Source organism: Shewanella sp. SM29, assembly GCF_025654245.1.
Lineage (GTDB): Bacteria > Pseudomonadota > Gammaproteobacteria > Enterobacterales > Shewanellaceae > Shewanella > Shewanella oncorhynchi.
This window is the reverse complement of record NZ_JAKKRN010000001.1, coordinates 190485-215523: the sequence shown is the minus strand read 5'-3', so window position 1 is coordinate 215523 and position 25039 is coordinate 190485. Positions and strand designations below refer to the sequence as shown.

21 protein-coding genes are annotated in these 25039 nt (G+C 46.8%); 11 read left to right on the top strand and 10 right to left on the bottom strand.

What is annotated here, in order from left to right; translation table 11 throughout:
• From ribBA to glyA, 5 genes are all read right to left on the bottom strand, one after another.
• A complete protein-coding gene (gene ribBA / locus L5L77_RS00980) occupies positions 1 to 1104 on the bottom strand; it encodes a bifunctional 3,4-dihydroxy-2-butanone-4-phosphate synthase/GTP cyclohydrolase II (RefSeq protein ID WP_028761388.1) in 1104 nt (367 codons plus the stop codon).
• A 95-nt stretch (positions 1105 to 1199) separates the two neighbouring features.
• Positions 1200 to 1856, bottom strand: coding sequence for a riboflavin synthase (locus L5L77_RS00975; protein ID WP_263221819.1), 657 nt, complete (start codon positions 1854 to 1856; stop codon positions 1200 to 1202).
• A 105-nt stretch (positions 1857 to 1961) separates the two neighbouring features.
• A complete protein-coding gene (ribD, locus tag L5L77_RS00970) occupies positions 1962 to 3140 on the bottom strand; it encodes a bifunctional diaminohydroxyphosphoribosylaminopyrimidine deaminase/5-amino-6-(5-phosphoribosylamino)uracil reductase RibD (protein WP_263140207.1) in 1179 nt (392 codons plus the stop codon).
• A gap of 109 nt (positions 3141 to 3249) precedes the next feature.
• Positions 3250 to 3699 carry a transcriptional regulator NrdR gene (nrdR, locus tag L5L77_RS00965; protein ID WP_006082643.1) on the bottom strand — a complete coding sequence of 150 codons (450 nt, stop codon included), beginning with the start codon at positions 3697 to 3699 and terminating at the stop codon, positions 3250 to 3252.
• 204 nt (positions 3700 to 3903) lie between these two features.
• Positions 3904 to 5157, bottom strand: a complete 1254-nt coding sequence (gene glyA / locus L5L77_RS00960) for a serine hydroxymethyltransferase (protein WP_263140204.1) — start codon at positions 5155 to 5157, stop codon at positions 3904 to 3906.
• A gap of 189 nt (positions 5158 to 5346) precedes the next feature.
• Here glyA and ettA point away from each other — a divergent pair, with 189 nt between their 5' ends.
• The gene (gene ettA / locus L5L77_RS00955) at positions 5347 to 7014 is read left to right on the top strand and encodes an energy-dependent translational throttle protein EttA (protein WP_028761391.1); all 1668 of its coding nucleotides are present in this window, start codon (positions 5347 to 5349) and stop codon (positions 7012 to 7014) included.
• Between the two features lie 138 nt (positions 7015 to 7152).
• Here the strand turns inward: ettA and L5L77_RS00950 are convergent, their stop codons facing one another.
• Positions 7153 to 8094, bottom strand: coding sequence for a LysR family transcriptional regulator (locus L5L77_RS00950; RefSeq protein WP_212599293.1), 942 nt, complete (start codon positions 8092 to 8094; stop codon positions 7153 to 7155).
• 288 nt (positions 8095 to 8382) lie between these two features.
• Between L5L77_RS00950 and L5L77_RS00945 the strand changes: the two genes are divergently transcribed.
• The 7 genes from L5L77_RS00945 (at position 8383) to L5L77_RS00915 (ending at position 17676) form a co-directional block, all read left to right on the top strand.
• Positions 8383 to 9306 carry an MBL fold metallo-hydrolase gene (locus tag L5L77_RS00945; protein ID WP_263186096.1) on the top strand — a complete coding sequence of 308 codons (924 nt, stop codon included), beginning with the start codon at positions 8383 to 8385 and terminating at the stop codon, positions 9304 to 9306.
• Positions 9307 to 9494: 188 nt separating this feature from the next.
• Positions 9495 to 10187 (top strand): DsbA family protein, encoded by a 693-nt coding sequence (locus L5L77_RS00940; protein WP_263186094.1) that lies wholly within the window; start codon positions 9495 to 9497, stop codon positions 10185 to 10187.
• A gap of 2 nt (positions 10188 to 10189) precedes the next feature.
• Entirely contained in the window at positions 10190 to 10660 is a 471-nt protein-coding gene (locus tag L5L77_RS00935) for a nuclear transport factor 2 family protein (RefSeq protein ID WP_263186092.1), read from the top strand.
• Between the two features lie 308 nt (positions 10661 to 10968).
• Positions 10969 to 12171 carry a metallophosphoesterase gene (locus L5L77_RS00930; RefSeq protein ID WP_263186090.1) on the top strand — a complete coding sequence of 401 codons (1203 nt, stop codon included), beginning with the start codon at positions 10969 to 10971 and terminating at the stop codon, positions 12169 to 12171.
• Positions 12172 to 12418: 247 nt separating this feature from the next.
• Positions 12419 to 13213 (top strand): substrate-binding periplasmic protein, encoded by a 795-nt coding sequence (locus L5L77_RS00925; RefSeq protein ID WP_263221817.1) that lies wholly within the window; start codon positions 12419 to 12421, stop codon positions 13211 to 13213.
• A gap of 210 nt (positions 13214 to 13423) precedes the next feature.
• Positions 13424 to 14533 carry an efflux RND transporter periplasmic adaptor subunit gene (locus L5L77_RS00920; protein WP_028761398.1) on the top strand — a complete coding sequence of 370 codons (1110 nt, stop codon included), beginning with the start codon at positions 13424 to 13426 and terminating at the stop codon, positions 14531 to 14533.
• Positions 14533 to 17676: a multidrug efflux RND transporter permease subunit gene (locus L5L77_RS00915; RefSeq protein WP_028761399.1), complete on the top strand. Its 3144-nt coding sequence runs from the start codon at positions 14533 to 14535 to the stop codon at positions 17674 to 17676. Before L5L77_RS00920 ends, L5L77_RS00915 begins: the two co-directional genes overlap by 1 nt.
• Positions 17677 to 17793: 117 nt before the next feature.
• On the opposite strand, the gene L5L77_RS00910 is transcribed toward L5L77_RS00915, so the two are convergent.
• The 3 genes from L5L77_RS00910 to L5L77_RS00900 all read right to left on the bottom strand — a co-directional run bounded on the left by L5L77_RS00910 (position 17794) and on the right by L5L77_RS00900 (position 21474).
• Positions 17794 to 18717 carry a GGDEF domain-containing protein gene (locus L5L77_RS00910; RefSeq protein ID WP_219254128.1) on the bottom strand — a complete coding sequence of 308 codons (924 nt, stop codon included), beginning with the start codon at positions 18715 to 18717 and terminating at the stop codon, positions 17794 to 17796.
• 111 nt (positions 18718 to 18828) lie between these two features.
• A complete protein-coding gene (locus L5L77_RS00905) occupies positions 18829 to 19632 on the bottom strand; it encodes a sensor domain-containing diguanylate cyclase (RefSeq protein WP_197018086.1) in 804 nt (267 codons plus the stop codon).
• Positions 19633 to 20310: 678 nt separating this feature from the next.
• On the bottom strand, positions 20311 to 21474 hold the full coding sequence (locus tag L5L77_RS00900; RefSeq protein WP_263186088.1) for a multidrug effflux MFS transporter: 1164 nt from the start codon (positions 21472 to 21474) through the stop codon (positions 20311 to 20313).
• A 145-nt stretch (positions 21475 to 21619) separates the two neighbouring features.
• Here L5L77_RS00900 and L5L77_RS00895 point away from each other — a divergent pair, with 145 nt between their 5' ends.
• A complete protein-coding gene (locus L5L77_RS00895) occupies positions 21620 to 22387 on the top strand; it encodes an AraC family transcriptional regulator (RefSeq protein ID WP_263221816.1) in 768 nt (255 codons plus the stop codon).
• A 75-nt stretch (positions 22388 to 22462) separates the two neighbouring features.
• Here L5L77_RS00895 and L5L77_RS00890 read toward each other — a convergent pair whose 3' ends face one another.
• Complete coding sequence (locus tag L5L77_RS00890; RefSeq protein ID WP_263186084.1) at positions 22463 to 23374, bottom strand: DMT family transporter; 912 nt, start codon at positions 23372 to 23374, stop codon at positions 22463 to 22465.
• Positions 23375 to 23566: 192 nt separating this feature from the next.
• On the opposite strand from L5L77_RS00890, the gene L5L77_RS00885 reads away from it, so the two are divergent.
• Entirely contained in the window at positions 23567 to 24427 is an 861-nt protein-coding gene (locus L5L77_RS00885; protein ID WP_263161984.1) for an AraC family transcriptional regulator, read from the top strand.
• A 115-nt stretch (positions 24428 to 24542) separates the two neighbouring features.
• Entirely contained in the window at positions 24543 to 25016 is a 474-nt protein-coding gene (locus L5L77_RS00880) for an NYN domain-containing protein (protein ID WP_006082658.1), read from the top strand.
• Positions 25017 to 25039 lie beyond the last annotated feature (23 nt).

The window sequence follows — 25039 nt, the reverse complement described above, 5'->3', positions numbered from 1 at the left end:
TCAGTCCGCCACATACTCAGTCACTTCAAGGCCAAAGCCTGAAAGTGAATGGTAGCGTTTAGGCGAGCTGAGCAGACGCATCTTAGTCACGCCAAGGCTAGCGAGAATTTGCGAGCCAACACCCACTCGGCGCGACGTCCCCTGCCATTTTGCAGAAGCAGGCGCTTGGCCTTGATCTTCAGCTTCAAAGGCTTTCACCTTAGAGAGGATTTCACAGGGATGTTCTTGATTCCCGAGTAAAACCAATACACCACCTTCTGCAGAAATACGCTCCATCGCCTTTTCGAGTGGCCAGCTGCGTTGCTGATCGCGCTCTGAGTGGAGTAAATCGTTGAAGGTATTTTGCAAATGCACGCGCACCAAACAATCTTCTTTCACCTCACCTTTGACTAAGGCAAAGTGCAGTTGATTGTCGATAGTGTCTCTGAAGGTCACCATGTCGAACTCACCGAAACGGGTCGGTAATTTGCATTTAGCTTCACGCACAACCGTGGTTTCTTTGGTGTTGCGATACTCGATTAAAGCCGCGATAGTGCCGATTTTGATGCCATGCAACTCGGAGAAAATCTCTAAATCTGGGCGACGTGCCATAGTGCCGTCTTCGTTCAAAATCTCAACGATAACGCCCGATGGCTCAAGTCCCGCAAGACGGGCTAAATCACAGCCAGCTTCAGTGTGGCCTGCGCGGGTTAATACGCCGCCGTCCTGTGCCATTAGCGGGAAGATGTGCCCTGGTTGCACTAAATCAGATGCTTTAGCCTCTTTAGCCACAGCCGCTTTCACCGTTACAGCACGATCGTGGGCCGAAATACCGGTAGTCACACCTTCCGCCGCTTCAATAGAAACCGTAAAGTTAGTCGAGAACTGGGCGTTATTATTCGTCACCATTAAAGGCAGGTTTAACTGCTGGCAACGGGCTTTAGTCATGGTCTGGCAAATGAGCCCACGGCCATATTTCGCCATAAAGTTAATCGCTTCTGGCGTGACCATTTCGGCCGCCATGATCAAATCACCTTCGTTTTCTCTGTCTTCGTCATCCATCAAAATAACCATTTTGCCTTGACGAATATCTTCGATGATCTCTTCTATACTGTGCAGCGCCATTGTAGGACCTTCTGATTTTGCTGTTATTATGAAATTCTATACCTAAATAACCTAAGCTGCCGATAAGCTTAAGTTAAATAATCTGCTCCTGTGCACTAACGCACAAAGCCGGCACGGGCTAACATTTCCATGGTGACACCGCCGCTCTTGCTGTCTTTGCCATCATAATTCATCAAGCGTTCAAGATAACGGGCGATTAAATCCACTTCGATATTCACCTTATCGCCCGCTTGCAGGTCGATTAACGTGGTTTCCCCCGCGGTATGCGGCACTATGGTCAAGCGGAATCGACTGCCGTCCACTTCGTTAACCGTCAAACTCACGCCATCAATGGTGATGGAACCTTTATGGGCAATGTAACGCCCAAGCTCTGCGGGTGCGGCTAGCCAAAACTCGATAGCTTGACCACGCACTAAGCGTTGCTCAACCGTTGCAATACCGTCTACATGGCCACTGACCATGTGGCCGCCTAAACGTGTGGTTGGGGTGACGGCTTTTTCAAGATTCACCTTAGTACCCACTTTGTAGTGAGCAAAGCCGGTTAGACTCACTGTTTCGGCAGAGATATCAGCCACATAACCGTCGGCTAATTGCTGCACAACCGTTAAGCACGCACCGTTAGTGGCAATGCTGTCGCCTAAACGCACATCGTTTAAATCCAGTTTGCCGCTCGCCACGGTCAAACGAATATCATCGCCTTTACGCTCCAGTTTGCGCAGGGTGCCAACAGCTTCAATAATCCCAGTAAACATGGTTAACTCACTTATTCGATAAAGAAGTAATAAGGCATAAGACTCAAGGTTTAACGGTTATCTTGCCCTAATTAAATGAAGAAGTATCAAGCATAACGCTCAAGGTTAAACGGTTATCTTGCTCCAATTCGATTTAGATAAAGAGGTATCAGGCTTAACGCTCAAGATTAAACGGGTATCTGGCCCTAATTTGCGCTCATCGACCAACATTAATGCAGGAATTTGCGCCATGGTTTGATAATCGGGTAGCTGCAGCAGATTACGCCCTTGCCCGCCGAGGATTTTCATCGCTTGGTACAGCACTAACTCATCGGCCAGACCCTGCGCTAAAAATGCGCCCGCTAAGGTTGCACCCGCTTCCACCAGCACGTGATTACAACTTTGGCCTAAATAGCTTAATAGTTCAGGCAATGAGACGCGACCTGCAATTGCAGGTAACACGAGGCAACTCACATGGGAGGGCAATTGTGCTTGAAAGTCTGCGGGATAAGCCACGGTCGAGACCAAGAGTATGGGCGATACGATAGTCAAGCAGGCGGCCGATAACGGCAAACGGGCGCGACTGTCGAGTATGACTCTTAATGGCTGTAGTAATTGCGCCTCGGTTACACTGTCTTTTAAGCTGCCAAGTTCCTGATAACGCACATTGAGTGAGGGATCGTCCGCCAATATGGTTTCAATCCCAGTGACCAAAGCGCAGGAACGTAAACGTAATCGCTGCACGTCGCGGCGAGATTCTGGACCGGTTATCCATTTAGACACACCGTTAGACAGCGCAGTTTTACCATCGAGACTCGCGGCTAATTTTACAGTGACTCTAGGTAAACCTGATTCCATACGCTTCATAAAGCCTAAATTCAAGGCATAGGCTTCATCACGGTGTAATCCCACATCCACTTCAATACCGGCGTCGCGCAGCATTTTAATACCGCGCCCAGCCACTTGCGGATTAGGATCTTCAACCGCCACCACCACACGCTTAACGCCAATATTGATCAGCGCCAAGGCGCAGGGCGGCGTGCGGCCATAATGACTGCAGGGCTCTAGGGTGACATAGGCGGTTGCGCCACGGGCATGTTCACCAGCCATACGTAGTGCGTGCACTTCGGCGTGGGGCTCACCCGCTTTTTGATGATAACCTTCACCGATGATTTGGTTATCGTTAACGATAACGCAGCCCACACTGGGATTGGGTCTCGTGGTGTAAAAGCCTTTGCGCGCCAATTGAATCGCGCGGCTCATCATTTGGGTATCGAGTACGGACCAACTTATGTTCAAGCTCATGTTCAACCCTGTTGTTAAAGGTTTCGGCTTTCACCAGTCTTATAAAATCTTTCTTTTCATGCTGTTAGCAACTGCACGCCTGCCTTTTTAGGCGACAAAAGCTGAATAACTACTTTTGCAGTTTGGCGATGGCTTCGCCAAATTCAGACACGTCTTCGAAGGCACGGTACACAGAAGCGAAACGTATGTAGGCGACTTTATCGAGGCTCATCAATTGCTCCATCATTAAGTTACCCACCATTTCTGACGGCACTTCCCGCTCGCCAGTGGCGCGCAGAGTAGACTTGATTTTGCTGAGTGCTTGCTCGATTTCATCCATAGATACGGGACGTTTTTCAACGGCGCGCAACATGCCACCTTGGAGTTTTTCTTCATCGAAGGGTTGGCGTGAACCATCGCGCTTAATCACCCTAGGCATGACTAATTCGGCGCCTTCGAAGGTGGTAAATCTTTCATGACATTCGGTGCATTCTCGGCGACGGCGCACTTGGTGGCCTTCTGCCACTAATCGGGAATCGATGACTTTAGTATCTGTCGCGCTACAAAATGGACAATGCATTGAGCCTCCTGCCAGTGAATGGTCGTAAAGCGTTAATAGGTTTACCTGTTAAATCTCAGTCAAACGCTATGGATTTAAGCCTAAGATTTTACCAATAAAAATGGCCGCTTAATGCGGCCATGGGATTTTATCCTATTTATGGGCTGAGGTTAACCACCTGATGCTTGTTAGGCTCAGCACCACAAAAAGGAGACTATTTACAGATTAACCGTAAACAGGGAAACGTGCACACAGTGCCAGTACTTGGCCCTTAACACGCTCAATCACTACAGGATTACTTGCATCATCAAGGATGTCACAAATCCAGCCAGTCAGCTCTTTCGATTCCGCTTCTTTAAAGCCGCGGCGCGTAATGGCTGGCGTACCGATACGCACACCTGAGGTCACAAAGGGTGAACGTGGGTCGTTTGGCACTGAGTTTTTGTTCACGGTAATGTTAGCGCTACCTAAGGCGGCATCGGCTTCTTTACCCGTTAAGTCACGACCAATCAGGTCAACTAGCATTAAGTGGTTGCTGGTTCCGCCAGAGACGATTTTGTAACCGCGCTCAAGGAACACTTCAACCATAGCTTTAGCGTTGTTAACCACTTGCTGTTGGTACACTTTAAATTCTGGCTCTAGGGCTTCTTTGAACGCCACCGCTTTACCGGCGATAACGTGCATCAATGGGCCACCTTGACCGCCTGGGAATACCGCAGAATTCAACTTTTTGTACAAGTCTTCATCGTCAGCAGCAGATAGGATCACGCCACCACGAGGACCCGCTAAGGTTTTGTGGGTCGTAGATGTCACAACATGCGCGTGTGGTACTGGGTTTGGATAAACGCCCGCAGCAATAAGACCGGCAACGTGTGCCATATCGACAAATAAATAAGCACCGATTTTGTCTGCGATTTCACGCATTTTTGCCCAATCAACGATACCTGAATAGGCAGAGAAACCGCCGATCATCATCTTAGGCTTGTGTTCTAAGGCAATACGCTCCATCTCGTCGTAGTCGATTTTGCCAGACTCGTCGATACCGTAAGGAATGATGTTGTACAGTTTGCCAGAGAAGTTAACCGGAGAACCGTGGGTCAAGTGACCACCATGAGCTAAGTTCATGCCCAGTACGGTATCGCCAGGTTTTAACAATGCCATGTAAACCGCGCTGTTTGCCTGTGAACCTGAATGAGGTTGTACGTTAGCGTAAGTTGCGCCAAACAGTTGTTTAGCACGTTCAATCGCTAAGGTTTCAACTACGTCCACATACTCACAACCACCGTAGTAACGCTTGCCTGGATAGCCTTCAGCGTACTTATTGGTTAACTGTGAACCTTGCGCTTCCATCACGCGTGGACTGGTGTAGTTTTCAGAAGCAATCAGCTCAATATGCTCTTCTTGACGCAGAGTTTCATTCTGAATTGCGTTAAACAGTTCCGGATCATAATCTGCGATATTCATATCTTTTTTCAGCATTGCTTACTCCAGCTGCCAATTCTTATAGGTAGGGTTGCGCGGTATTCTACTCGGAACGCGGTCACAATCCCAGTATTTGAAACATGAAATTCCTGCAGATAGTGCTTGAACTTGGCTCATTGTCGAGTTGAGTTCGGCGCGCAATCGAGTAGAATTAGCCGCATCATTAGTCACTTAAGATAGAGAAAAATGGCTCAGTTTGTTTACAGCATGCTGCGGGTGGGTAAAATTGTTCCGCCTAAGAAGCAGATCCTTAAAGATATTTCTTTAAGCTTTTTCCCCGGCGCCAAAATTGGCGTACTCGGCCTCAACGGTTCAGGTAAGTCGACGCTACTGCGCATTATGGCGGGTATTGACACCGAAATTGAAGGTGAAGCGCGCCCAATGCCGGGATTGAAAATCGGTTACCTGCCGCAGGAACCTAAACTCGATCCGAATCAAACCGTGCGTGAAGCGATTGAAGAAGCGGTTGCAGAGGCAAAAAATGCCCTAACTCGCCTCGATGCCGTTTACGCGGCCTACGCCGAGCCGGACGCCGATTTCGACGCCCTTGCGAAAGAGCAAGGCGAACTCGAAGCCATTATTCAAGCCCAAGATGCCCATAACTTAGAGTACGTCCTTGAGCGCGCCGCCAACGCCCTGCGTCTGCCTGATTGGGATGAAAAAATCGAAGTATTATCCGGTGGTGAACGTCGCCGCGTAGCGATTTGTCGTTTGCTGCTTGAAAAGCCAGAAATGCTGTTACTGGACGAACCGACCAACCACTTGGATGCTGAATCTGTGGCTTGGCTTGAGCACTTCCTGCAGGAATATGCTGGTACTGTGGTCGCGATTACCCATGACAGGTACTTCCTCGACAATGCTGCTGGCTGGATTTTAGAACTCGACCGCGGTGAAGGTATTCCGTGGGAAGGTAACTATTCTTCATGGCTTGAGCAGAAAGATGCCCGTCTGAAGCAAGAATCGGCTACCGAAAGCGCTCGCCAAAAGACCATTGCCAAAGAATTGGAATGGGTACGTCAAGGCGCGAAAGGCCGCCAGTCTAAAGGCAAGGCCCGTATGGCACGCTTTGAAGAACTGAACACTAACGATTACCAAAAACGTAACGAAACCAACGAGCTGTTTATTCCGCCCGGACCTCGTTTAGGTGACAAGGTTATTGAAGTGAATAACCTGACCAAATCTTACGGTGACCGCGTTTTGATCGACAACCTGTCGTTCTCTGTGCCTAAGGGCGCGATCGTCGGCATTATCGGTGCCAACGGCGCGGGTAAATCGACCCTGTTCCGCATGTTATCCGGCGCAGAAAAGCCAGACAGCGGCAGCATTGAGCTGGGTGATACTGTGCAACTGGCCTCGGTTGAGCAGTTCCGCGATTCGATGAATGATAAGAACACCATTTGGGAAGAAATTTCCGGTGGTCAAGACATCATGCGTATCAACAACATGGAAATTCCGAGCCGCGCCTATGTAGGCCGCTTCAACTTCCGTGGTGGCGATCAGCAAAAAGTCATCGGTACTTTATCTGGTGGTGAACGTAACCGCGTGCATTTAGCCAAACTGCTGCAAGCGGGCGGTAACGTATTACTCCTCGACGAACCCACCAACGACTTAGACGTTGAAACCCTGCGCGCACTGGAAGAAGCGATTCTGGAATTCCCAGGTTGCGCTATGGTGATTTCGCATGACCGTTGGTTCCTCGACCGTATCGCGACCCACATTCTGGATTATCGCGACGAAGGTCAAGTGAACTTCTACGAAGGTAACTACACAGAATACTCGGCATGGTTGAAGAACACCTATGGCGCCGATGTGGTTGAGCCACACCGCTTGAAATACAAGCGGATGATTAAGTAGATCTAGAATCTAGGCAAGTGTAAATCTGAGGAGTTTAACTCGAAAGGGTTAAGCTCCTTTTTTATGGCATCCAATTACGCTATGAGTGCTGTAGACTTTGGCACTATTTCAAAGGTGCTATTTCAAACTAACACTATTTCAATTCAAGCTGGCAAAGTAGGCCACCAGCATGTCCATCATCACCCTAAGTGCAGGCTGCATGTGTTTGCGGGATTGATACACGCCATACACACCGAGGGACAGAGGCTTAAACTCAGTTAATAAAGGCACTAGCTGACCCGAGTCTAAATAGGGTTTCGCCGCCCAAACCGGCTGCATAGCAATTCCCTCACCAGCCAGCGTGGCATTAAGCACCACCATGGAATCATTGGCGCTGAAATTACCATTCACCGGCACGTTAAATACCTGACCTTGGTTTGACTTAGGATCGGAGTTCAACGCTTGAGCCTGTTTCGCCCCTACATCGGTTTTATAAAAGCGCCACATCACATCGCCAAAATAAGAATAGGTTAAACAGTTATGCTGAGTTAAATCCTCGGGATGCAGCACGGCGGCGCGCGCTGCAAGATAACTCGGTGCGGCGCACACCACAGACTCACACTCCCCTAAGCGCCTAGCGATAAGATTGGGATCGAGTTCATTGGTGATGCGAATAGCCAGATCAATACGCTCGGCGACTAAATCGACGGTTTGGCTGCTCACGTGGAAATTCACGCTCGCCTGCGGATAACTGGCTAAATATTGCTGTACCACGGGCGCTAAAATCTGATGCGCCAAAAACTGGGAGCAACTAATACGCAACAAGCCCCGCGGAATCGCCACAGCGGCGTGGCTTACCGCAGGCACTTCGTTAGCCAGTTCGAGCAGCCGATGGCAATAGTCCAGCACTTGCTCACCCGCGGGCGTTAAGCTGAGGCTACGCGTCGAGCGATGCAACAACCTAGCACCAGACCATTCTTCCATTTCGCTCAAGTAACGGGTCACCATAGAACGCGACATATCTAAGGCATTGGCGGCGCTTATCATGCTGCCGCGCTCAACAATAGTCACAAACACCTTAGCCGCTTCGAGTCTATCCATGATTTATCTCCACTCGCGTTCAATCAATAACGTTCAATCAATAACGTTTAATCACTCACTTTCAAATCACTCGAAGGTTCACTCACATACTCACGTCACCACATGAATAATAACTAAGAGTACACGCAGCCATTCGTCCGATTAATGCAACAAACATGGGCAGATACTCGCATTTATCTATTGATTATTGCAACCTATACTTAACTCACTTTTTGCAGCAGCTGCAAATCAATGAATGCTAAATCGAACCTTTTACTCTTTCATCCTGTGACTATAAGTGAGCCCCAAATGAACACATCGACCTATGCAATACGTAACACAGTTAACGCCACATTGAAGGCCTCGTCTAAAATCAGCCTAGCCGCCACCTTGTTGCTGGCGGGACTTAGCGCGGTCAATGCTGCGCCATTGCAAGTGAGCCATTTTAATCCGGGCGAAAACAGTATCTTTGCCGTGTCATCAAGCTTTATCAGCGGCGAGCGTGAAATGATGCTAGTCGATGCGCAATTTCAAAATAACGATGCCCAAACATTGGTCGACACCATCAAAGCCAGCGGTAAAAAGCTGACTCAGGTGTATATCAGCCATAGCGATCCTGATTTCTATTTCGGCTTAGCCGTGATTAAAAAGAATTTCCCCGATGCACAAATCGTCGCGACTCAAACCACTGTCGATGCGATTAAAGCCTCAATGGAAGGCAAACTCGCCTACTGGGGGCCGATTTTAAAAGATAATGCGCCAAGCGAATTAGTGTTACCTAAGGCGATTCACAGTGACACTTTTACTATCGACGGTGAGCAAGTGATTATCAAAGGTTTTAATGATAAACACCCTAAACACACTTTCCTGTGGGTGCCATCGGCAAAAACCATTACAGGTGGCGTGGAAGTATTTGATAACACGCATGTTTGGATGGCTGACACTCAAACAGCCTCTGAGCGTCAGGAATGGTTAACCCATTTAGATGCAATGGAAAAACTGCTGCCGACCACAGTGATCCCAGGGCACTATTTAGGCAAAGCGCGATTTAATACCCACGCCATCGGTTTTACTCGTGAATATGTAAAAGCCTTTGAAATCGCTGCAAAAGCCTCGAAAGATTCAGCTGAATTAATCCAAAAGATGCTGGCGCTATACCCACAAATGCCAGCCGATGCAGGGCTTGAGATCAGCGCCAAAGTTTACATGGGCGAAATGACCTGGCCTATGTAAGCCCAGCCATATCTATCTAGGCGATTAGATACAAGCATTTAAGTGCAAATAGTTAAAGACAGGCACGTGAGCGATTGCGTGCCATTTTTTAGCTAAATAACGGTACCAACCTAACTATTTTAATCGATTTTCTCAAAGGGTTTAAGTCGCTAATGTCGCGACGAACTTAAGCCAAAAGGTTTAACACTATGACTCAGCCAACAACTCATTCAGCAAATTCAGTCAACAGCGCACAGGCTGCCAAAGAGCGCACTCTGCACGCCATTATCGACCCTTTATGTGGTTGGTGTTATGCCGCAGCGCCTTTACTCGATGCCGCCGCAAAAGCAGGCTTTACCATTAAGCTCCACGGCGGCGGTATGCTCACGGGCCCAAGACGTAAACAAATCGATGCTAACTGGCGCGACTATGTTATGCCCCACGATCTGCGTATTGCCGAGCTAACTGGACAACCTTTTGGGGAAAACTATTTTGATGGTCTGCTGCGCGATACCACAATCGTACTCGACTCGGCGCCTCCTATTAAAGCCATGCTCGCAGTCGATGCTATGGGTGGCGACAGTTTGGCCTATCTACACTCAGTACAACTGGCCCATTACCGTGATGGTCACAGCGCCAGTGATGAAGGTAATCTCGCAAGGTTAGCCGCTGAACTTGGGCTCGACCCTATAGGCTTTGCGCAACATTATGCCCAAGGTGAAGACAAGCTATATGAGCATATTGTTGAATCTAGAGCATTACTGAATCTGATGGGTGCCCAAGGCTTCCCTTCAATGGCTATAGAGGATGATGACGGCAACATCACCGCCATTAATATCAACCGCTTTTATGGCCAACCCGCCCAGTGGTTAAGCCATCTTGAAGCACAGTTTGAGTCGTAATCATGCCAACGCTTAATAGTGTTCCAACAAGCTCTTTAGTGAGTGAGCCTGCTCAGTTAAATCTTATCGAAACAGCAAGGCAAACTGATGCGAATCTTGCACTTGTCAAAAGTACTTACGAGGGACATAGCTCAGCCGAAAATGCTAAAAATCTTGAGCATGCACTGGCAAATGACGCACGCTGGACAGAGGCGGCAGGTTTTCCCTATGCGGGCACTTACATAGGTTTTAGCGCGATAGCCGCCAATGTGTTCGCCCGCCTCGAAAAAGAATGGAATAACTATCGCGTCGATATCGAAGACTATGTGGCGCAGGGTGATAAGGTTTTTGCCTTCGGCACTTATTCAGGTACCTATGTCAAAACGGGCAAGTATTTTAGCGCCCGAGTCGCCCATTTATGGAAAATACACAGCGGAAAAATCGTCAGTTTCGAGCAGTTTGTTGATAGTTATACCGTCGTCAATGCCATGTAACTGCCAATACAATGTAACGACAGTCATGCACTTATAGACATGCAATGATGGAATAACTGAATAACGAGGCGGACAAGTTTACTTTAGCCAGCCTCACGACTTGCCGATGTTAAGCCTTATCCGTATGATTTAGTGTTTTGAATAGGTTGAGCACTTGACATTAAGTACTTAAGATTAAGCACTTGTGATTAAGCGTTTGGATTAAGCGCTTGAAATTGAATTCGTCAAGCTGCACGTTGAAGACTCATCAACTCAAGTGTCTAAAATGACAGAATGAATAACTAAAACAAGAACAAGGATGCGGTCTAATGCGAATCAATTCGATGCCAGTCGGGGCTCATCCAATCACGCTATCTATGACGCGACTTAGCCGAGCCAGCCAATGGATACTCAAGCAACAGAGAAAATTCACGCCCCTGTTATGGCTTGTCACCGCACTCCCCTTTACCTCACTGGCGTTGACCTCATTAGCGGCCAATGCAAGTGAAGCCGAGCTAGAGCTAAAAGTTCAAGAAAACAGCGTCACCGATGGCCCTTATGTGTTTTTAGATGACACTCAAAAGGACACTGCCTATTGGATTTGCCAGAGTGAGCTAAAACAAACGCCGATTGCGAAGGCGCAGTTAACTCGCCCTGCCAGTTGCGGAGAATTACCCCAACCGCACCTTCATACACAAACTGTCACGGTTGAACCAGATACCTTTACCCATATCAGCAAAATTGTCGCCCTTAGCGATGTACACGGCCAGTTTGATGTAATGATTAACTTGCTAAAAGCCCATCAGATTATCGACAAAGATAACCACTGGGCCTTTGGTGACGGTCATATGGTGATGACGGGCGACATGTTTGACCGTGGTCATCAAGTCAATGAAGTATTGTGGTTTTTATATTCCTTAGACCAAGAAGCCCAAGCTGCGGGCGGACGCTTACATCTACTCATGGGCAATCACGAGCAAATGGTGTTTCGCGGCGACTTACGCTACGTCAACGAACGCTATCAAGTCTCGGCAGATTTACTCAAACGCAGCTACGATGCGCTCTACAACAAAGACACCGAAATAGGCCAATGGCTTCGCAGCAAACATACCTTAGTCAAAATCAATAATATCTTGTTTATGCACGGTGGCATCAGCCCTGAATGGGTCGAGCGTAAATTAAATATCAGCGATGCTAACCAATTATTTCGTCAGCATTTAGATGATAAAAAAGCCGATTTAAAGCAAGACGATTTACTCAACTTTTTGTTTTTTACCAATGGTCCAACTTGGTATCGTGGCTACTTTAAAGATGAACTGAAAGAGTCAGATATCGATAGCATACTGAGCTATTTCAAGGTCGATCATATCGTCGTAGGGCACACATCGCAGGAACAAGTTCTTGGGCTTTATCATAATAAAATCATTGCGATAGATAGCAGCATTAAGAATGGTAAATCCGGTGAGCTGTTACTTATCGACGCCGGCAAACTCCGCCGAGGTTTGTATCAGGGTGAGCAGGTTTCGCTATAACCTGCCTCACTAATATCTTTTGCCCCAATACGTGCATGAGCTAGCGCCTTAATGCATGAATAAGTTAGGGCGCGAATGTATAAATAAGTAAAGGTAAAATGGACGCCCACCATGGTACTCAATCGGCATAACACTCAATCGTATGGCTCTCAATATACGCTCATCTTAATATCCATAAGTTCGCCTGTTTTAATTAACTCTGACTATACTCAAGCCAAGTGCGACTCACCTCACTGCTGGAGTAGAAATGGGGAAGAAATTACTCAGATTATCTAGCTTTTGCTTGTTTCTATTCAGCTTCTATCCCCCAGCATTTGCGGGGCGAGAACTCCATTTAGTCGCCACTAACTATCCTCCTTTTTATGCCGATGCTTTACCTGAACAGAGCGGCGTTGCGCAAGTCGTCAAAGAAGCTTTTAAACGTCAAGGTTACACTGCCAGTCTCAAGTTTTATCCCTTCGCCCGCGCGGCTTTACTCGTTAAAACTGGCCAAGCTGATGGCATCATTGGGCTCTGGTATCGTAAAGAGCGCGAGCAATGGGCCCAATATTCCGCACCTATCCAACCCGTACAAATTGTGTTTTATAAACGTAAAGATTCACCGCTGAGTTTCAGTCAACTTTCAGATCTTAAACCTTTCACTATCGGTATAGGTCGCGGTTACGCTAATCCACCAGAAATCTTCGCCGCTGGGCTTACCACAGAGGAAGGAAATTCGGATGAGATGAATCTCAAAAAGCTGTTTTTAAAGCGTATTGACTTAGTCTTGATTGGCCATAACTTAGCGAGGTATTTAATTAAAAAAGGACCAAGTGAATATGAGGGGGCCTTTGAGCAAGTCGGCCAACCCATAGCGACTGAGGTATTTCATTTAGGGATCTCTTTGGCTATGGCGGATCATCCGCAGTTAGTGACAGATTTTAATCAAGGTTTAGAGAGTATGCGACGCGATGGACGATTAGCGGCAATTTTAAGCCAATATCCTCAGGTTGAAACGACTCAAGCGCCGATTGAAAAAACGCGAACTGAAGCCCATCCCTAAAGTCCGTCCAGCTTTTAAAAAGCAATAGCAGTACAAAAAAACAGCAAAACCCTCGTTGAATTGTGCACAATGCTCAAAAAACACAATTTCTTTCATTTTCGTTCGCTTACCTTTACAAACTTTTACCCAACTGGCGTACGTTATTCACTAGAATAGCGCCATTAGAGCGATTACCTTTTTAAACTGCCTTTGCGCGAGATAATAATTACAATGAAAAAAACCATTATTGCCATTGCCCTGCTTGCGATTATCGCCACAGCGGTGAGTTTTAGTGATGTCCTTCAAGCGGCTAAACCCGAGAACGCGCCACATCTTATGCGTACCGTTCCTGTGGTCACGGGTGAAGTGATTGAATATCCATTAGCGCAATCTATCTCTCTTATCGGCAAACTCGCGGCTGAACGTGCAGTGATCATTGCACCGCAAGTCACAGGTAAGATTAAACAAGTCGCAGTGACCTCAAACCAAGCGGTGAAAAAAGGCCAATTACTGATCGAACTCGATGATATGAAAGCCCAAGCCGCCGTCGCCGAGGCCAATGCTTTCCTCAATGATGAAAAACGTAAACTCAAAGAATTTGAAAAACTGATCAGCCGTAACGCTATTACCCAAACCGAGATTGACGCACAAAAAGCCAGTGTTGATATCGCCCAAGCACGCTTATCCTCCGCCCAAGCAGATTTACATTACCACTCGCTGATAGCGCCTTTTGCAGGTAATACTGGCCTGATTAATTTCAGCGAAGGCAAGATGGTCAGCATGGGCACTGAGTTGATGTCGCTAGATGATTTGTCCAGCATGCGCCTCGACTTACAAGTGCCTGAGCATTTCCTATCGCAACTGAGTATTGGCATGCAAGTATCAGCCACCAGTCGCGCTTGGCCGAATGAAATCTTTACTGGCAAAATGGTAGCTATCGATCCCCGCGTCAATGAGGAAACCTTAAACCTCAAAGTACGAGTGCTATTCGATAATCCGAAGAAACGCTTAAAACCGGGCATGATGATGTCGTCAACCATCACTTTCCCAGCGATTTCAGCACCTATGGTGCCAGTACAAGCTCTTGAATATTCAGGAACTAAACGTTACGTATACGTAGTTAGCGCCGACCACATTGCCCACCGCACAGAAGTGACACTCGGGGCACGTATCGATAACCAAGTCTTAATCGAAAGCGGTTTAAACATAGGTGACAAAGTCGTGGTACAGGGCTTAGTCAATATGCGCGATGGCCTGCAAATCAATGAAGTCACGCTCGATGATAAAGCCTCAGCCCGTGCGACAGAGCTTTCAGGTCCTAAAGCAACGGAGACGAAATAATGTGGTTATCCGATGTTTCGGTTAAACGCCCTGTCGTTGCCATCGTTTTAAGCTTACTGCTATGTGTATTCGGCATAGTGTCGTTCACTAAACTGTCGATACGAGAAATGCCCGACGTCGAAAGCCCTGTGGTCACCATCAGCACCAGTTACTCGGGTGCGTCGGCGGCGATTATGGAAAGCCAGATCACTAAGACTTTAGAAGATGAGCTAACAGGGATCAGTGGTATTGACGAAATCACCTCGACCACACGTAACGGTAGCTCGCGTATCACAGTTAAATTCCTCCTCGGTTGGAACTTAACCGAAGGGGTCAGCGATGTGCGTGATGCCGTGGCCCGCGCCCAACGCAGACTCCCAGAAGATGCAAAAGACCCCGTCGTCTCAAAAGACAACGGCTCCGGCGAACCCTCAGTCTATGTGAACTTAAGCTCGAGTGTGATGGACCGTACTCAATTAACGGACTACGCCCAGCGAGTACTCGAGGACAAATTCAGCTTAATCAGCGGCGTGAGTTCTATCAGCATTTCCGGTGGCTTGTATAAGGTCATGTACGTCAAGCTCAGACCCGAACAAATGGCAGGACGTAATGTTACCGCCACGGATATTATCAACGCCCTGCGTAAAGAGAATATCGAAACGCCCGGCGGCCAAGTGCGCAACGACACCACAGTGATGTCGGTGCGTACCAAACGCTTGTACTACACGCCGAAGGATTTTGACTATCTTGTGGTGCGTACCGCCAGCGATGGCACGGCTATCTACTTAAAAGATGTGGCGGATGTGGCTGTTGGGGCACAAAACGAAAACTCGACCTTCAAAAGCGACGGCATAGTTAACATCAGTTTAGGCATTATTGCCCAGTCCGATGCCAACCCTCTGCTCGTTGCCAAAGAAGTGCATAAAGAAGTTGATCGCGTACAAGACTTCCTGCCCGAAGGCACTAGCCTAGTGGTCGACTTCGACTCGACCGTATTTATCGACCGCTCGATTAACGAAGTGTATAGCACCCTTTATGTCACGGGCGCCTTGGTCGTACTCGTGCTGTATATCTTCATTGGACAAGCACGAGCAACGTTAATCCCAGCGGTGACGGTTCCAGTATCTTTGATCTCGGCATTTATCGCCGCCAACATGCTAGGTTATTCGATTAATCTACTGACATTGATGGCATTAATCCTCTCCATCGGTCTAGTGGTGGATGATGCGATTGTGGTGGTTGAAAACATTTTCCACCATATCGAAAAAGGTGAAGAGCCCTTACTCGCCGCCTATAAAGGTACTCGAGAAGTGGGCTTTGCCGTTATCGCCACTACGGCGGTACTGGTGATGGTATTCCTCCCAATTTCATTTATGGAGGGCATGGTCGGACTACTATTTACCGAGTTCTCCGTGATGCTGGCGGTGTCAGTGCTGTTCTCCTCCTTAGTGGCACTCACACTTACGCCTGTACTAAGCAGTAAATTACTCAAAGCCAACGTCAAACCGAATCGCTTTAATCGTTGGGTCGACAGCGGCTTTGCTCGCATGGAAAGCGTTTATCGCGTCGCCGTGACTCGAGCGATTAAACTCCGCCTGCTCGCACCGCTAGTTATCCTCGCTTGTATCGGCGGCAGCGCTTGGTTAATGCAACAAGTACCGTCACAGCTTGCGCCGCAGGAAGACCGCGGCGTGTTGTTCGCCTTTATTAAAGGCGCCGAAGGCACCAGTTATAACCGTATGACAGCCAACATGGACATAGTCGAAGACAGACTCATGCCCTTGCTCGGTAAAGGTGTGCTGCGATCCTTCAGCGTACAAGCTCCCGCCTTTGGTGGCCGTGCTGGCGATCAAACTGGCTTTGTCATCATGCAGCTAGAAGATTGGGAACACCGCGATGTGACAGCGCAGCAAGCCCTTGGAATTATTAGCAATGCCTTAAAGGATATTCCAGATGTAATGGTTCGCCCTATGATGCCAGGCTTTAGAGGGCAATCGAGCGAACCGGTGCAATTTGTACTTGGTGGTTCGGACTATGCCGAACTGTTTAAGTGGGCGCAGATATTGAAAGAAGAGGCTAACGCTAGCCCTATGATGGAAGGGGCTGACTTAGACTATGCAGAAACAACGCCAGAACTCATTGTTACTGTCGATAAAGAGCGCGCCGCAGAACTGGGGATCAGTGTCGACCAAGTATCGGAAACCTTAGAAGTCATGCTGGGTGGCCGTACCGAAACGACCTTTGTTGATCGAGGCGAAGAATACGATGTGTATTTACGCGGTGATGAAAACAGTTTCAATAATGTCGGTGACCTGAGCCAAATCTACATGCGGTCAGCTAAGGGCGAATTAGTCACTCTCGATACTGTCACTCATATAGAAGAAATTGCCTCTGCACAAAGATTAAGCCACACCAATAAGCAAAAATCGATCACCCTCAAGGCTAACGTCAGTGAAGGTTACACCTTAGGTGAAGGCTTAAAGTTCCTTGACGCTAAAGCCATTGAACTATTACCTAAGGATATTTCGATTGGTTATACGGGCGAATCCAAAGACTTTAAAGAAAACCAAAGCAGTATCTTTATCGTATTTGGTTTAGCTTTACTGGTTGCCTACTTAGTATTAGCCGCACAGTTTGAGAGCTTTATCAACCCGTTAGTGGTGATGTTTACTGTGCCTATGGGTGTATTCGGTGGTTTCTTAGGACTACTGATCACGAGCCAAGGGATCAACATCTACAGCCAGATAGGCATGATCATGTTAATTGGTATGGTGACTAAAAACGGTATCCTCATCGTGGAATTTGCCAACCAATTGCGCGACCGCGGCTTTGAACTCGATAAAGCCATTATCGATGCGTCATCCCGTCGTTTACGGCCAATCCTAATGACAGCCTTCACCACCTTAGTGGGTGCTGTACCGTTAATTTTCTCGACGGGCGCGGGCTCAGAAAGCCGTATCGCTGTAGGTACTGTAGTGTTCTTCGGAATGGCGTTTGCGACCTTTGTGACCTTACTGGTGATCCCCGCCATGTATCGATTAATCTCGGCCACAACGCACTCTCCTGGTTATGTTGAAGCTAAGCTCGAAGCGGCGATTAAAGCACAAGAGTTAGCGGCACAAGAGGCGGCCGCAAAGCAGCAGGAACTCGCACCTAAAGCCTAGCGCTAATAATAACTGCAGAAGATCACAGAACAAAAAGCCAAGACACTCAGTGTCTTGGCTTTTTTATTGGTGTCTTAATCAAGTTTCCTTGCCCTACATAGGATATTGGGAATTTATCTATCCAATCACAACACAATTTCGGCCAGCGGATTTAGCGCTATACAACGCACTGTCTACCCGGAAAAGTGCGCTGCGCAGACTCTCATTATCTTGAACACAGATACAGCCAAAACTCATAGTCAAATTCAGTTGTTTATCTTGATAGAAAAAATCCGTCGACGCTAAATCTAAACGTAATTGCTCTGCAATTTGATATGTTTCATCTAAGGAGTAACCTTGTAAAACAATCAAGAATTCTTCACCTCCCCAACGTGCAATACAAGCAGCGGATTGCTGTAGCCCTTCAAGTAACCTTGCAACTTGTACTAAGACATCATCCCCACATAAATGACCAAACGTGTCATTAATGGCTTTGAAATAATCGACATCGCACATTAATAAGCAAAGGTCAGAGCCATTTGTGGTACTTAAGGCATTCTCCAACACTGCTTCCGCTTTACGGCGATTAGCGAGTCCAGTCAACACATCGGTATTAGACAAAGTTTGATTTTCATCAATAAGCAATTGTAAATCATGGATATCTCTCATCGTTACTATATGCAAGTCCGATTGATTCTCTGTGGTAATTTGTGCCGTGATCAAAAACCAACGGTACTCACCGTTACGACAAAGAATGCGAGCCTGCATTTCAGCCGTATCGATTCCTGCATTGATACTGCTTTCAACAATTTTTGCCCATCCTTCAACCATAGCTTGGCGCACTAAAGGATCTGGATACACAGTATTAAACCAAGCATCCATATCGGGAATATCGACTAATGTGTAGCCAATCTGTTCGATAAAGGCATGATTAACAAAACGATGGATCCGCTGTATACGGCCAGACATCTCATTCATGCGTGATTCTGAAAGCAGGATTGGAATAGGAATGAAATCTAAGCTTTTAAAGAGAATTACCTCACTGGTATTGCGTGCTGTCATTAACCTTCTCCGCTCAAATTCCAGACAAAGATCTGTTATCACATCCCAAACCTAATTGGGGCTAAAAGATGATAGATAAAATATAATTTAACGTTTGAATTTATTCAGAATTCAATCAAATACAACACGGTTACGGCCATCATTTTTAGCTTTATATAAAACGCTATCAACCCGAAATAATAGACTATGCAAGCTTTCAGCAACTTGATGCCCGACACACCCAAAACTCATGGTCAAATGCATATGCTGGCCATAGGATTGGTAATCCGTGGATTCAATATCACAACGCAACTTCTCGGCAAGCTCTATAGCGACTTCAAGTTCAGTGTTTTCCAGCACGATCAGAAACTCTTCCCCTCCCCAACGTGCGACACAGGAGGCAGAGGGGACATAGCGCTTAAGCTGATCCGCTACTAATTTAAGCACATCATCCCCACACAAATGACCAAAGTTATCATTGATACTCTTAAAAAAATCGATATCACACATCACTAAACAGAGTGAACCTTGTGCATCGGCACTGTGTTCTATGGCTAAAGCGAGGAGCTGTTCCACTTGACGACGATTGGCAAGTCCCGTCAGTAAATCAGTATTAGACTGTCGCTTGTTATCCTCAATCAGTAACTGCAACTGATGAACATCTCTCATAGTGACTATGTTTAAGTTTGATTGATTTTCTGTGGTAATTTGAGCTGTGATTAAAAACCAACGATATTCACCATTGCCACAGCGAAGGTAAGTTTGAAAACCTGCGGTGCTCAGCCCCTGTTTTTCACTTACATACACAGCCCTATCCCAATCAAACATCGCTTTATCTCGAAGGATTGGCTCGGGATAAACAGTATTAAACCAAGATTCAATATCGGGTATGTCCGACATGGTATAACCCAATTGCTCAATAAATGCATGATTCATAAATCTATGCACCCTATGAGTGCTTGGGCGACGTCCTTCAACGTCCAAGGCCTCAGATAATAGAACTGGGATAGGTATATAATTTAAACTTTTGAATAATAAGACTTCACTATCTTCTGAAAAAAGTCGACGCATCCGTATCTCCCCATACAACGAATAACATAGAGATAACATTTAGTGTGATAGAACCACATATGATTTGTGAGGACAAGAACTCACTTAGGCTGTCGTCGATATAAAAACGCTACAATCGCACATCGTAAAATCAGAAAGTGACTTTGAGTACATCTAAAATGATGGAATGACAATTACTTAAGAAAAGCCTAATGAAAAGTGTTTGTTTGAAAAGACATTGATTCCCTTTGTTCGGATGCTCGTTTTTCGTACTACTCAGTAGTAACAATATTCAATAGAAACTTTGAGATGATGGGATTTAGCGAAAGAATAGATGCGTAAACGTCACCATTCATAACTCTCTGCTTATGAATAGACTGTGGTCTACTCAATGATGAAGTTAACTTTACTTCCTGCCATGCCTCGATTGATTTCGACTGCAGCCCAAGAGGCAGCAAAGCAGCAGGAACTCGCACCTAAAACCTAGCTTTTCACGTCTATACAAAATGTAGAAATTACATAGAAAAGCCAAGGTACTTAGTATCTTGGCTTTTCATTTGCGTCTTAAGCGTTTTTTGCTTTATTGGCTAAGCCTAAAAGTAAACCTAAGCCAACGCAAAGCAGTGCACTTAACGTAATCACAATACCTAAATGGTGGATGATTCCCGCGCCGCCTAAACCTAATCCCAACAGAATATAATAAAATAGTCCAAAGAGTGCGCCAGCAGAGCCCGCATAGGTGCGGTAGTTTGCCAGAGCAGAGCTTAGTATGTTCGGAATTGCGATACCGTAAGCCATCACAATCAATAGCATAGGGGCTAGAAAGTAAACATTATTCAGCCCAATAAAGGTCGATTGAAGGAGCCAAATGCCCAGTCCACCGACAAGTGCAATAGCACTGGCTAAGCGAACGAGTTGTGCGCTGGTGTGGCCTCGACCCAGCATTATTTTATTAACATAACTACCAAGGAAAGCACCAAAGCCTAACAGTAAGCCACTAGTACCAAACGCGAGTGTCGATAAGCCTTGCGCCTCAAACATAAATGGCGCCAGTGAAAAGTAGCTAAACCACATTAGGTTAAACGCCGCCACCAACAAGCTGCTCTTAATAATCTCGCTGTCGGTAAGCATCTTAATCGCTAACTCGCCTATCGCGATTTTCTGGGTATGTGTGGGTTTGGTTTCGGGTAAAGATTTTACCGACAAAAACAGCAGCACAATTGCAGAGACCATGAGTGCGGCAAACACACCTTGATATCCCCAATACGCACTGAGGATACTGCCCAATAGCAATCCGATGACAGGGCTTATCCCAAGTGACATTCCCATCACAGAAAAGACTTTGGCTAATTCTTCGCCGCTATAACTGTCACGCATCATAGTTTGGGTAATCACAGAACCCACTGCCGCGCCAAAAGCCGACAATATGCGGGCCAGCAACAACAGGCTAAAATCGCTCACCATCAAGGCTAACGCAGAGCCAATGGCATAACATACTAATCCCGCGAGCATAGCTTTACGGCGACCAATAATGTCGGCTAAGCGGCCCCAGCAAAATACGCCGATAGCAAAAGCAATAAAGTACACAGATAAGGTTTGCGATGCGCCAGCAATCGACACTGCAAAGTGTTCTGCAATATTAGGCAACGCTGGGCTATAGATTGTTTCCATAATTTGCGGAAACATCATTAGCAGCACAGCGAGCCCTAAAGGGAGTTTTATATTCATGATTTTTAGTCCATTTCAGCACTCCAACAAATGAGTTGGTTTACCGAAATGTCACTCCATACTTGTAAAAGATGGCGCAGTATAGATAAAATCCAAATGTGACAACTAACAACACTTAGACAAAAAACATCAAAAATAGGACAAGATGGCCTTTATTCAACCCGAACAACTATTTAATCCAGATCTGCTGGATAATCTGGTTATTGGCATTGCCGCCGATATGGGCGAACACGACTCGGGAATACATCACCACAGGAAGGCGCAACTGCTCTACGCCCCCACAGGCGTGATGAGATTCACCCTAGCCGATACTCAAATGGTGTTACCGCCAACGCGTGCGGCTTGGTTGCCAGCTGGCGTTAAGCACAGCGTCACCATGCGTAATGTGGTTGCCTATCGCTCACTCTACTTTGAACCAGAAACCGTCACTTTATTGCCCGATAAAGTCACTATTTTCCATGTAAATCCGCTACTCAAAGCCTTAATCGACACTATGTCGTTTTGGCCTTGGGACAAACCAAGAAGCACTCAATACAATGTCTTTTTGCTGCTCTGCGAAGAATTGGGCAATGCCACGGAAGAAAATCTGGCTTTACCCCTCCCACAGGATAAACGTTTAACAACCTGGCTAGCGCAACTGCAGCAACACCAGAAACCGCCAGCCAATCTTAAGGATATGGCAGTAGAAATCGGTGCCAGTGAACGCACAATTAGCCGCATTTTTAGCGCGCAGACGGGCATGGCTTATCAAGCCTGGCGCCAGCAATGGCGCTTACTTGCGGCCATAGAACAATTAGCAACGGGAACCTCGGTGGCGCAGGTGGGCTTTAATTTACAATTTTCCAGCGACAGTGCCTTTATCAGCTTTTTTAAGCAATATACTGGCACCACACCGGCACAATATTTCAAATAAGTACTGGCTCGCCTGACTTACAATCGTCGAATCGAGCCTTGTCTCATATGCACTTTCATGACGCTAGCTGCGACGTTAAGCTTTCACCGCTGGCGTGGCAGAAGACTTAAACCAAACAAGCGGTTTTTGACGGCGCGTTAACATGTTTCCGAGCGCGACCAGCAAGAGTCCCACGCTTGAATACCAAGTCCACTGATAATCCTCAAACACACTCGATACACTTAACGCCACCACAGGGGTTATCACCAACAGATACGCAGCGGCATTAGCGCCAATTCGCTCAACCAAGATCAAATAAGCGGTAAAGCCAATCACTGAGGCGATAACAGCTAAGTAAAACAAGCTGCCAAGATAGCTGGTTGTCAGCGGTAAACTAAAGCTTAAATCTTTAAACCAGATGATGAGCAGTAACGCCGCACTGCCATAGCACATGGCATAGGCTGTTGAGGTAAAGGGCGACATATTATCGCGCGAGTTGCGCATACTGATCATGTTACCAATCGAGAAAAACCACGTACCTAACAGCGAAAACAATAAGCCCCACACTAAATTTTGTGACCACTGAGTCGCGAGCAAATCGGCACCAAAGAGTAAGCTAATGCCCCCCAGACCGACACCGACGCCTAACCAAAAATTACGACTAGTTGGCGTACCGTAAAAAATGCGGCCATGTATCGCATTAAAAATGGGGGCAGTGGCCATAATCACCGCCGTTAAACCGCTGGCGATATAATGGGTTGCGGTATAGAACGCGATAAAGTTCAAACAAAATAGACACACGCCTTGCAGTGCAAACCAAGGATGCTGCCTAAGCTTTACCGCTTGCAGCTTGTTAAAGGCAAAGCCGATGGCGAACATCAACAGGCTTGCTATCGCGAAGCGATAAAAAATCGAGACTTCTGTCGCCACCTCACCGTGCTGCCACTTAATGGCAATCCACGAAAAACCCCACACAAAAATCATCAGCAAATACATCACAGCTGCCATAATGAGCCCCCTCACCTTCATAAAATACTTAATGAGACGAACTATACAGCGATGGGTTTCGTCCTTATGTCACCATCTTGTGGGTCATAACACGATATTGCGGTTTTAATCGCGAGCGAACGTTGAGCCGCATTAATAAGTGCGATAATTTGGACAGACAAAACACTTAGCCAGTGAGATCACTAGGAACCCATGGAGCCCAAATACATCAGTTTTGATAAATCCGCCAAGACCTGTATTCGTAAACAAGCGATTACGGAGGATTTATCTTGGGCCCATTATCAAAATGCGGGCGAACGTCTGTATTACCAAAATGATGCACAACATACGCTGAGCATGTATCTGGATGGCGGCTACGAAACCCACAGAACCGATATCAAGGCCGACTATGGCGCGCCCAGTAAGTTTTGCCTTATGCCCCAAGGCTGCCAAAGCCATTGGCAACTGGGACAACCGCAGCAGTTTATGCATTTGTATTTTAGCGATGAACATCTTAAAAAATTGGCGGTGCGAGTCTTTGATAAAGATCCACGCCAAGTGCGTTTACCTGAGTTGACCTTTGTCGATAATCCGAGATTAGAGGCGCTGTTTCGGCACCAAGTTGCTGGACTCGATTGGCAGACGAGTGATCACCATCTGATGATGGAACAGGTAACCGACACTGTGCTGGTGACTTTGCTGCAAAGTTCCGGCTTTAATTTGTCGGTTGGGCCAATTAAGGGCGGACTCGCACCTAAAGTGGCCAAAGCGATCAAAGAATTTATTCATTGCCATTCCCATCGGCAAATTTACTTGTCTGAGTTGGCCGAGCTCGCCCAACTTAGCGAGTACCATTTTTGTCGCATGTTTAAATGCCAATTTGCGATGACGCCGCAGGAGTATTTGCTACAAGTGCGCATCGAAAAGGTCAAACAAAGCTTGAGTCATTCAACGCAATCCTTGACCGATATCGCCCTCAATAATGGCTTCGCTAATCAAAGCCACATGGGCCGCTACTTTAAAAAGCTCAGCGGCATGTCACCGGGCGAATATCAAAAATACCATAGAAGCTAACATACGCTTTGGGTTCACCATCTCGACGGCTGAACCCAACACTCTAACATCCTTGAAAACCCCATTGCCTCGATATGCTATAGTGCCCTTAATCCCCTAGCCGCTGGAAAACGCCTTGAAAAAAATCGCTTTATTTGTCGATGTACAAAACATCTATTACACCTGCCGCGAAGCCTATGGTCGCCAATTTAATTATCGTAAACTGTGGCAGCACTTAGGTTATGAAGGTGATATAGCATTGGCCGTGGCTTATGCCATCCATAAGGGCGACGATGGGCAATTGAAATTTCAAGATGCACTAAAGCACATAGGTTTTGAGGTGAAGTTAAAACCGTTTATTCAGCGTAGCGATGGCTCAGCCAAAGGCGATTGGGACGTGGGGATCACCATAGATATTATGGAAGCGGCGAGTGAAGTGGATACAGTGATCTTGCTGTCTGGGGATGGCGATTTCGATTTATTACTGCAAAAAATTCATCAAAAGTATGGGGTTGAAACCCAAGTGTATGGCGTCCCTACCCTAACGGCTAAATCCTTAAGGGATGCAGCGAGCCAGTTCCATCCCATAGATGAGGCGTTATTGCTCTAGTCACAAGACAAAAATGCGCCTAT

Excerpts from the sequence above, each read along its gene's own strand:
- ribBA (WP_028761388.1), bottom strand. The coding sequence starts at position 1,104 with ATGGCGCTGCACAGTATAGAAGAGATCATCGAAGATATTCGTCAAGGC.
- L5L77_RS00925 (WP_263221817.1), top strand. The coding sequence starts at position 12,419 with ATGGGGAAGAAATTACTCAGATTATCTAGCTTTTGCTTGTTTCTATTC.
- L5L77_RS00935 (WP_263186092.1), top strand. The coding sequence starts at position 10,190 with ATGCCAACGCTTAATAGTGTTCCAACAAGCTCTTTAGTGAGTGAGCCT.
- L5L77_RS00930 (WP_263186090.1), top strand. The coding sequence starts at position 10,969 with ATGCGAATCAATTCGATGCCAGTCGGGGCTCATCCAATCACGCTATCT.
- L5L77_RS00895 (WP_263221816.1), top strand. The coding sequence starts at position 21,620 with ATGGCCTTTATTCAACCCGAACAACTATTTAATCCAGATCTGCTGGAT.
- L5L77_RS00885 (WP_263161984.1), top strand. The coding sequence starts at position 23,567 with ATGGAGCCCAAATACATCAGTTTTGATAAATCCGCCAAGACCTGTATT.
- glyA (WP_263140204.1), bottom strand. The coding sequence starts at position 5,157 with ATGCTGAAAAAAGATATGAATATCGCAGATTATGATCCGGAACTGTTT.
- ribD (WP_263140207.1), bottom strand. The coding sequence starts at position 3,140 with ATGAGCTTGAACATAAGTTGGTCCGTACTCGATACCCAAATGATGAGC.
- ettA (WP_028761391.1), top strand. The coding sequence starts at position 5,347 with ATGGCTCAGTTTGTTTACAGCATGCTGCGGGTGGGTAAAATTGTTCCG.
- L5L77_RS00920 (WP_028761398.1), top strand. The coding sequence starts at position 13,424 with ATGAAAAAAACCATTATTGCCATTGCCCTGCTTGCGATTATCGCCACA.
- L5L77_RS00940 (WP_263186094.1), top strand. The coding sequence starts at position 9,495 with ATGACTCAGCCAACAACTCATTCAGCAAATTCAGTCAACAGCGCACAG.
- L5L77_RS00890 (WP_263186084.1), bottom strand. The coding sequence starts at position 23,374 with ATGGCAGCTGTGATGTATTTGCTGATGATTTTTGTGTGGGGTTTTTCG.
- L5L77_RS00950 (WP_212599293.1), bottom strand. The coding sequence starts at position 8,094 with ATGGATAGACTCGAAGCGGCTAAGGTGTTTGTGACTATTGTTGAGCGC.
- nrdR (WP_006082643.1), bottom strand. The coding sequence starts at position 3,699 with ATGCATTGTCCATTTTGTAGCGCGACAGATACTAAAGTCATCGATTCC.
- L5L77_RS00910 (WP_219254128.1), bottom strand. The coding sequence starts at position 18,717 with ATGACAGCACGCAATACCAGTGAGGTAATTCTCTTTAAAAGCTTAGAT.
- L5L77_RS00905 (WP_197018086.1), bottom strand. The coding sequence starts at position 19,632 with ATGAATCATGCATTTATTGAGCAATTGGGTTATACCATGTCGGACATA.
- L5L77_RS00945 (WP_263186096.1), top strand. The coding sequence starts at position 8,383 with ATGAACACATCGACCTATGCAATACGTAACACAGTTAACGCCACATTG.
- L5L77_RS00900 (WP_263186088.1), bottom strand. The coding sequence starts at position 21,474 with ATGAATATAAAACTCCCTTTAGGGCTCGCTGTGCTGCTAATGATGTTT.
- L5L77_RS00975 (WP_263221819.1), bottom strand. The coding sequence starts at position 1,856 with ATGTTTACTGGGATTATTGAAGCTGTTGGCACCCTGCGCAAACTGGAG.
- L5L77_RS00915 (WP_028761399.1), top strand. The coding sequence starts at position 14,533 with ATGTGGTTATCCGATGTTTCGGTTAAACGCCCTGTCGTTGCCATCGTT.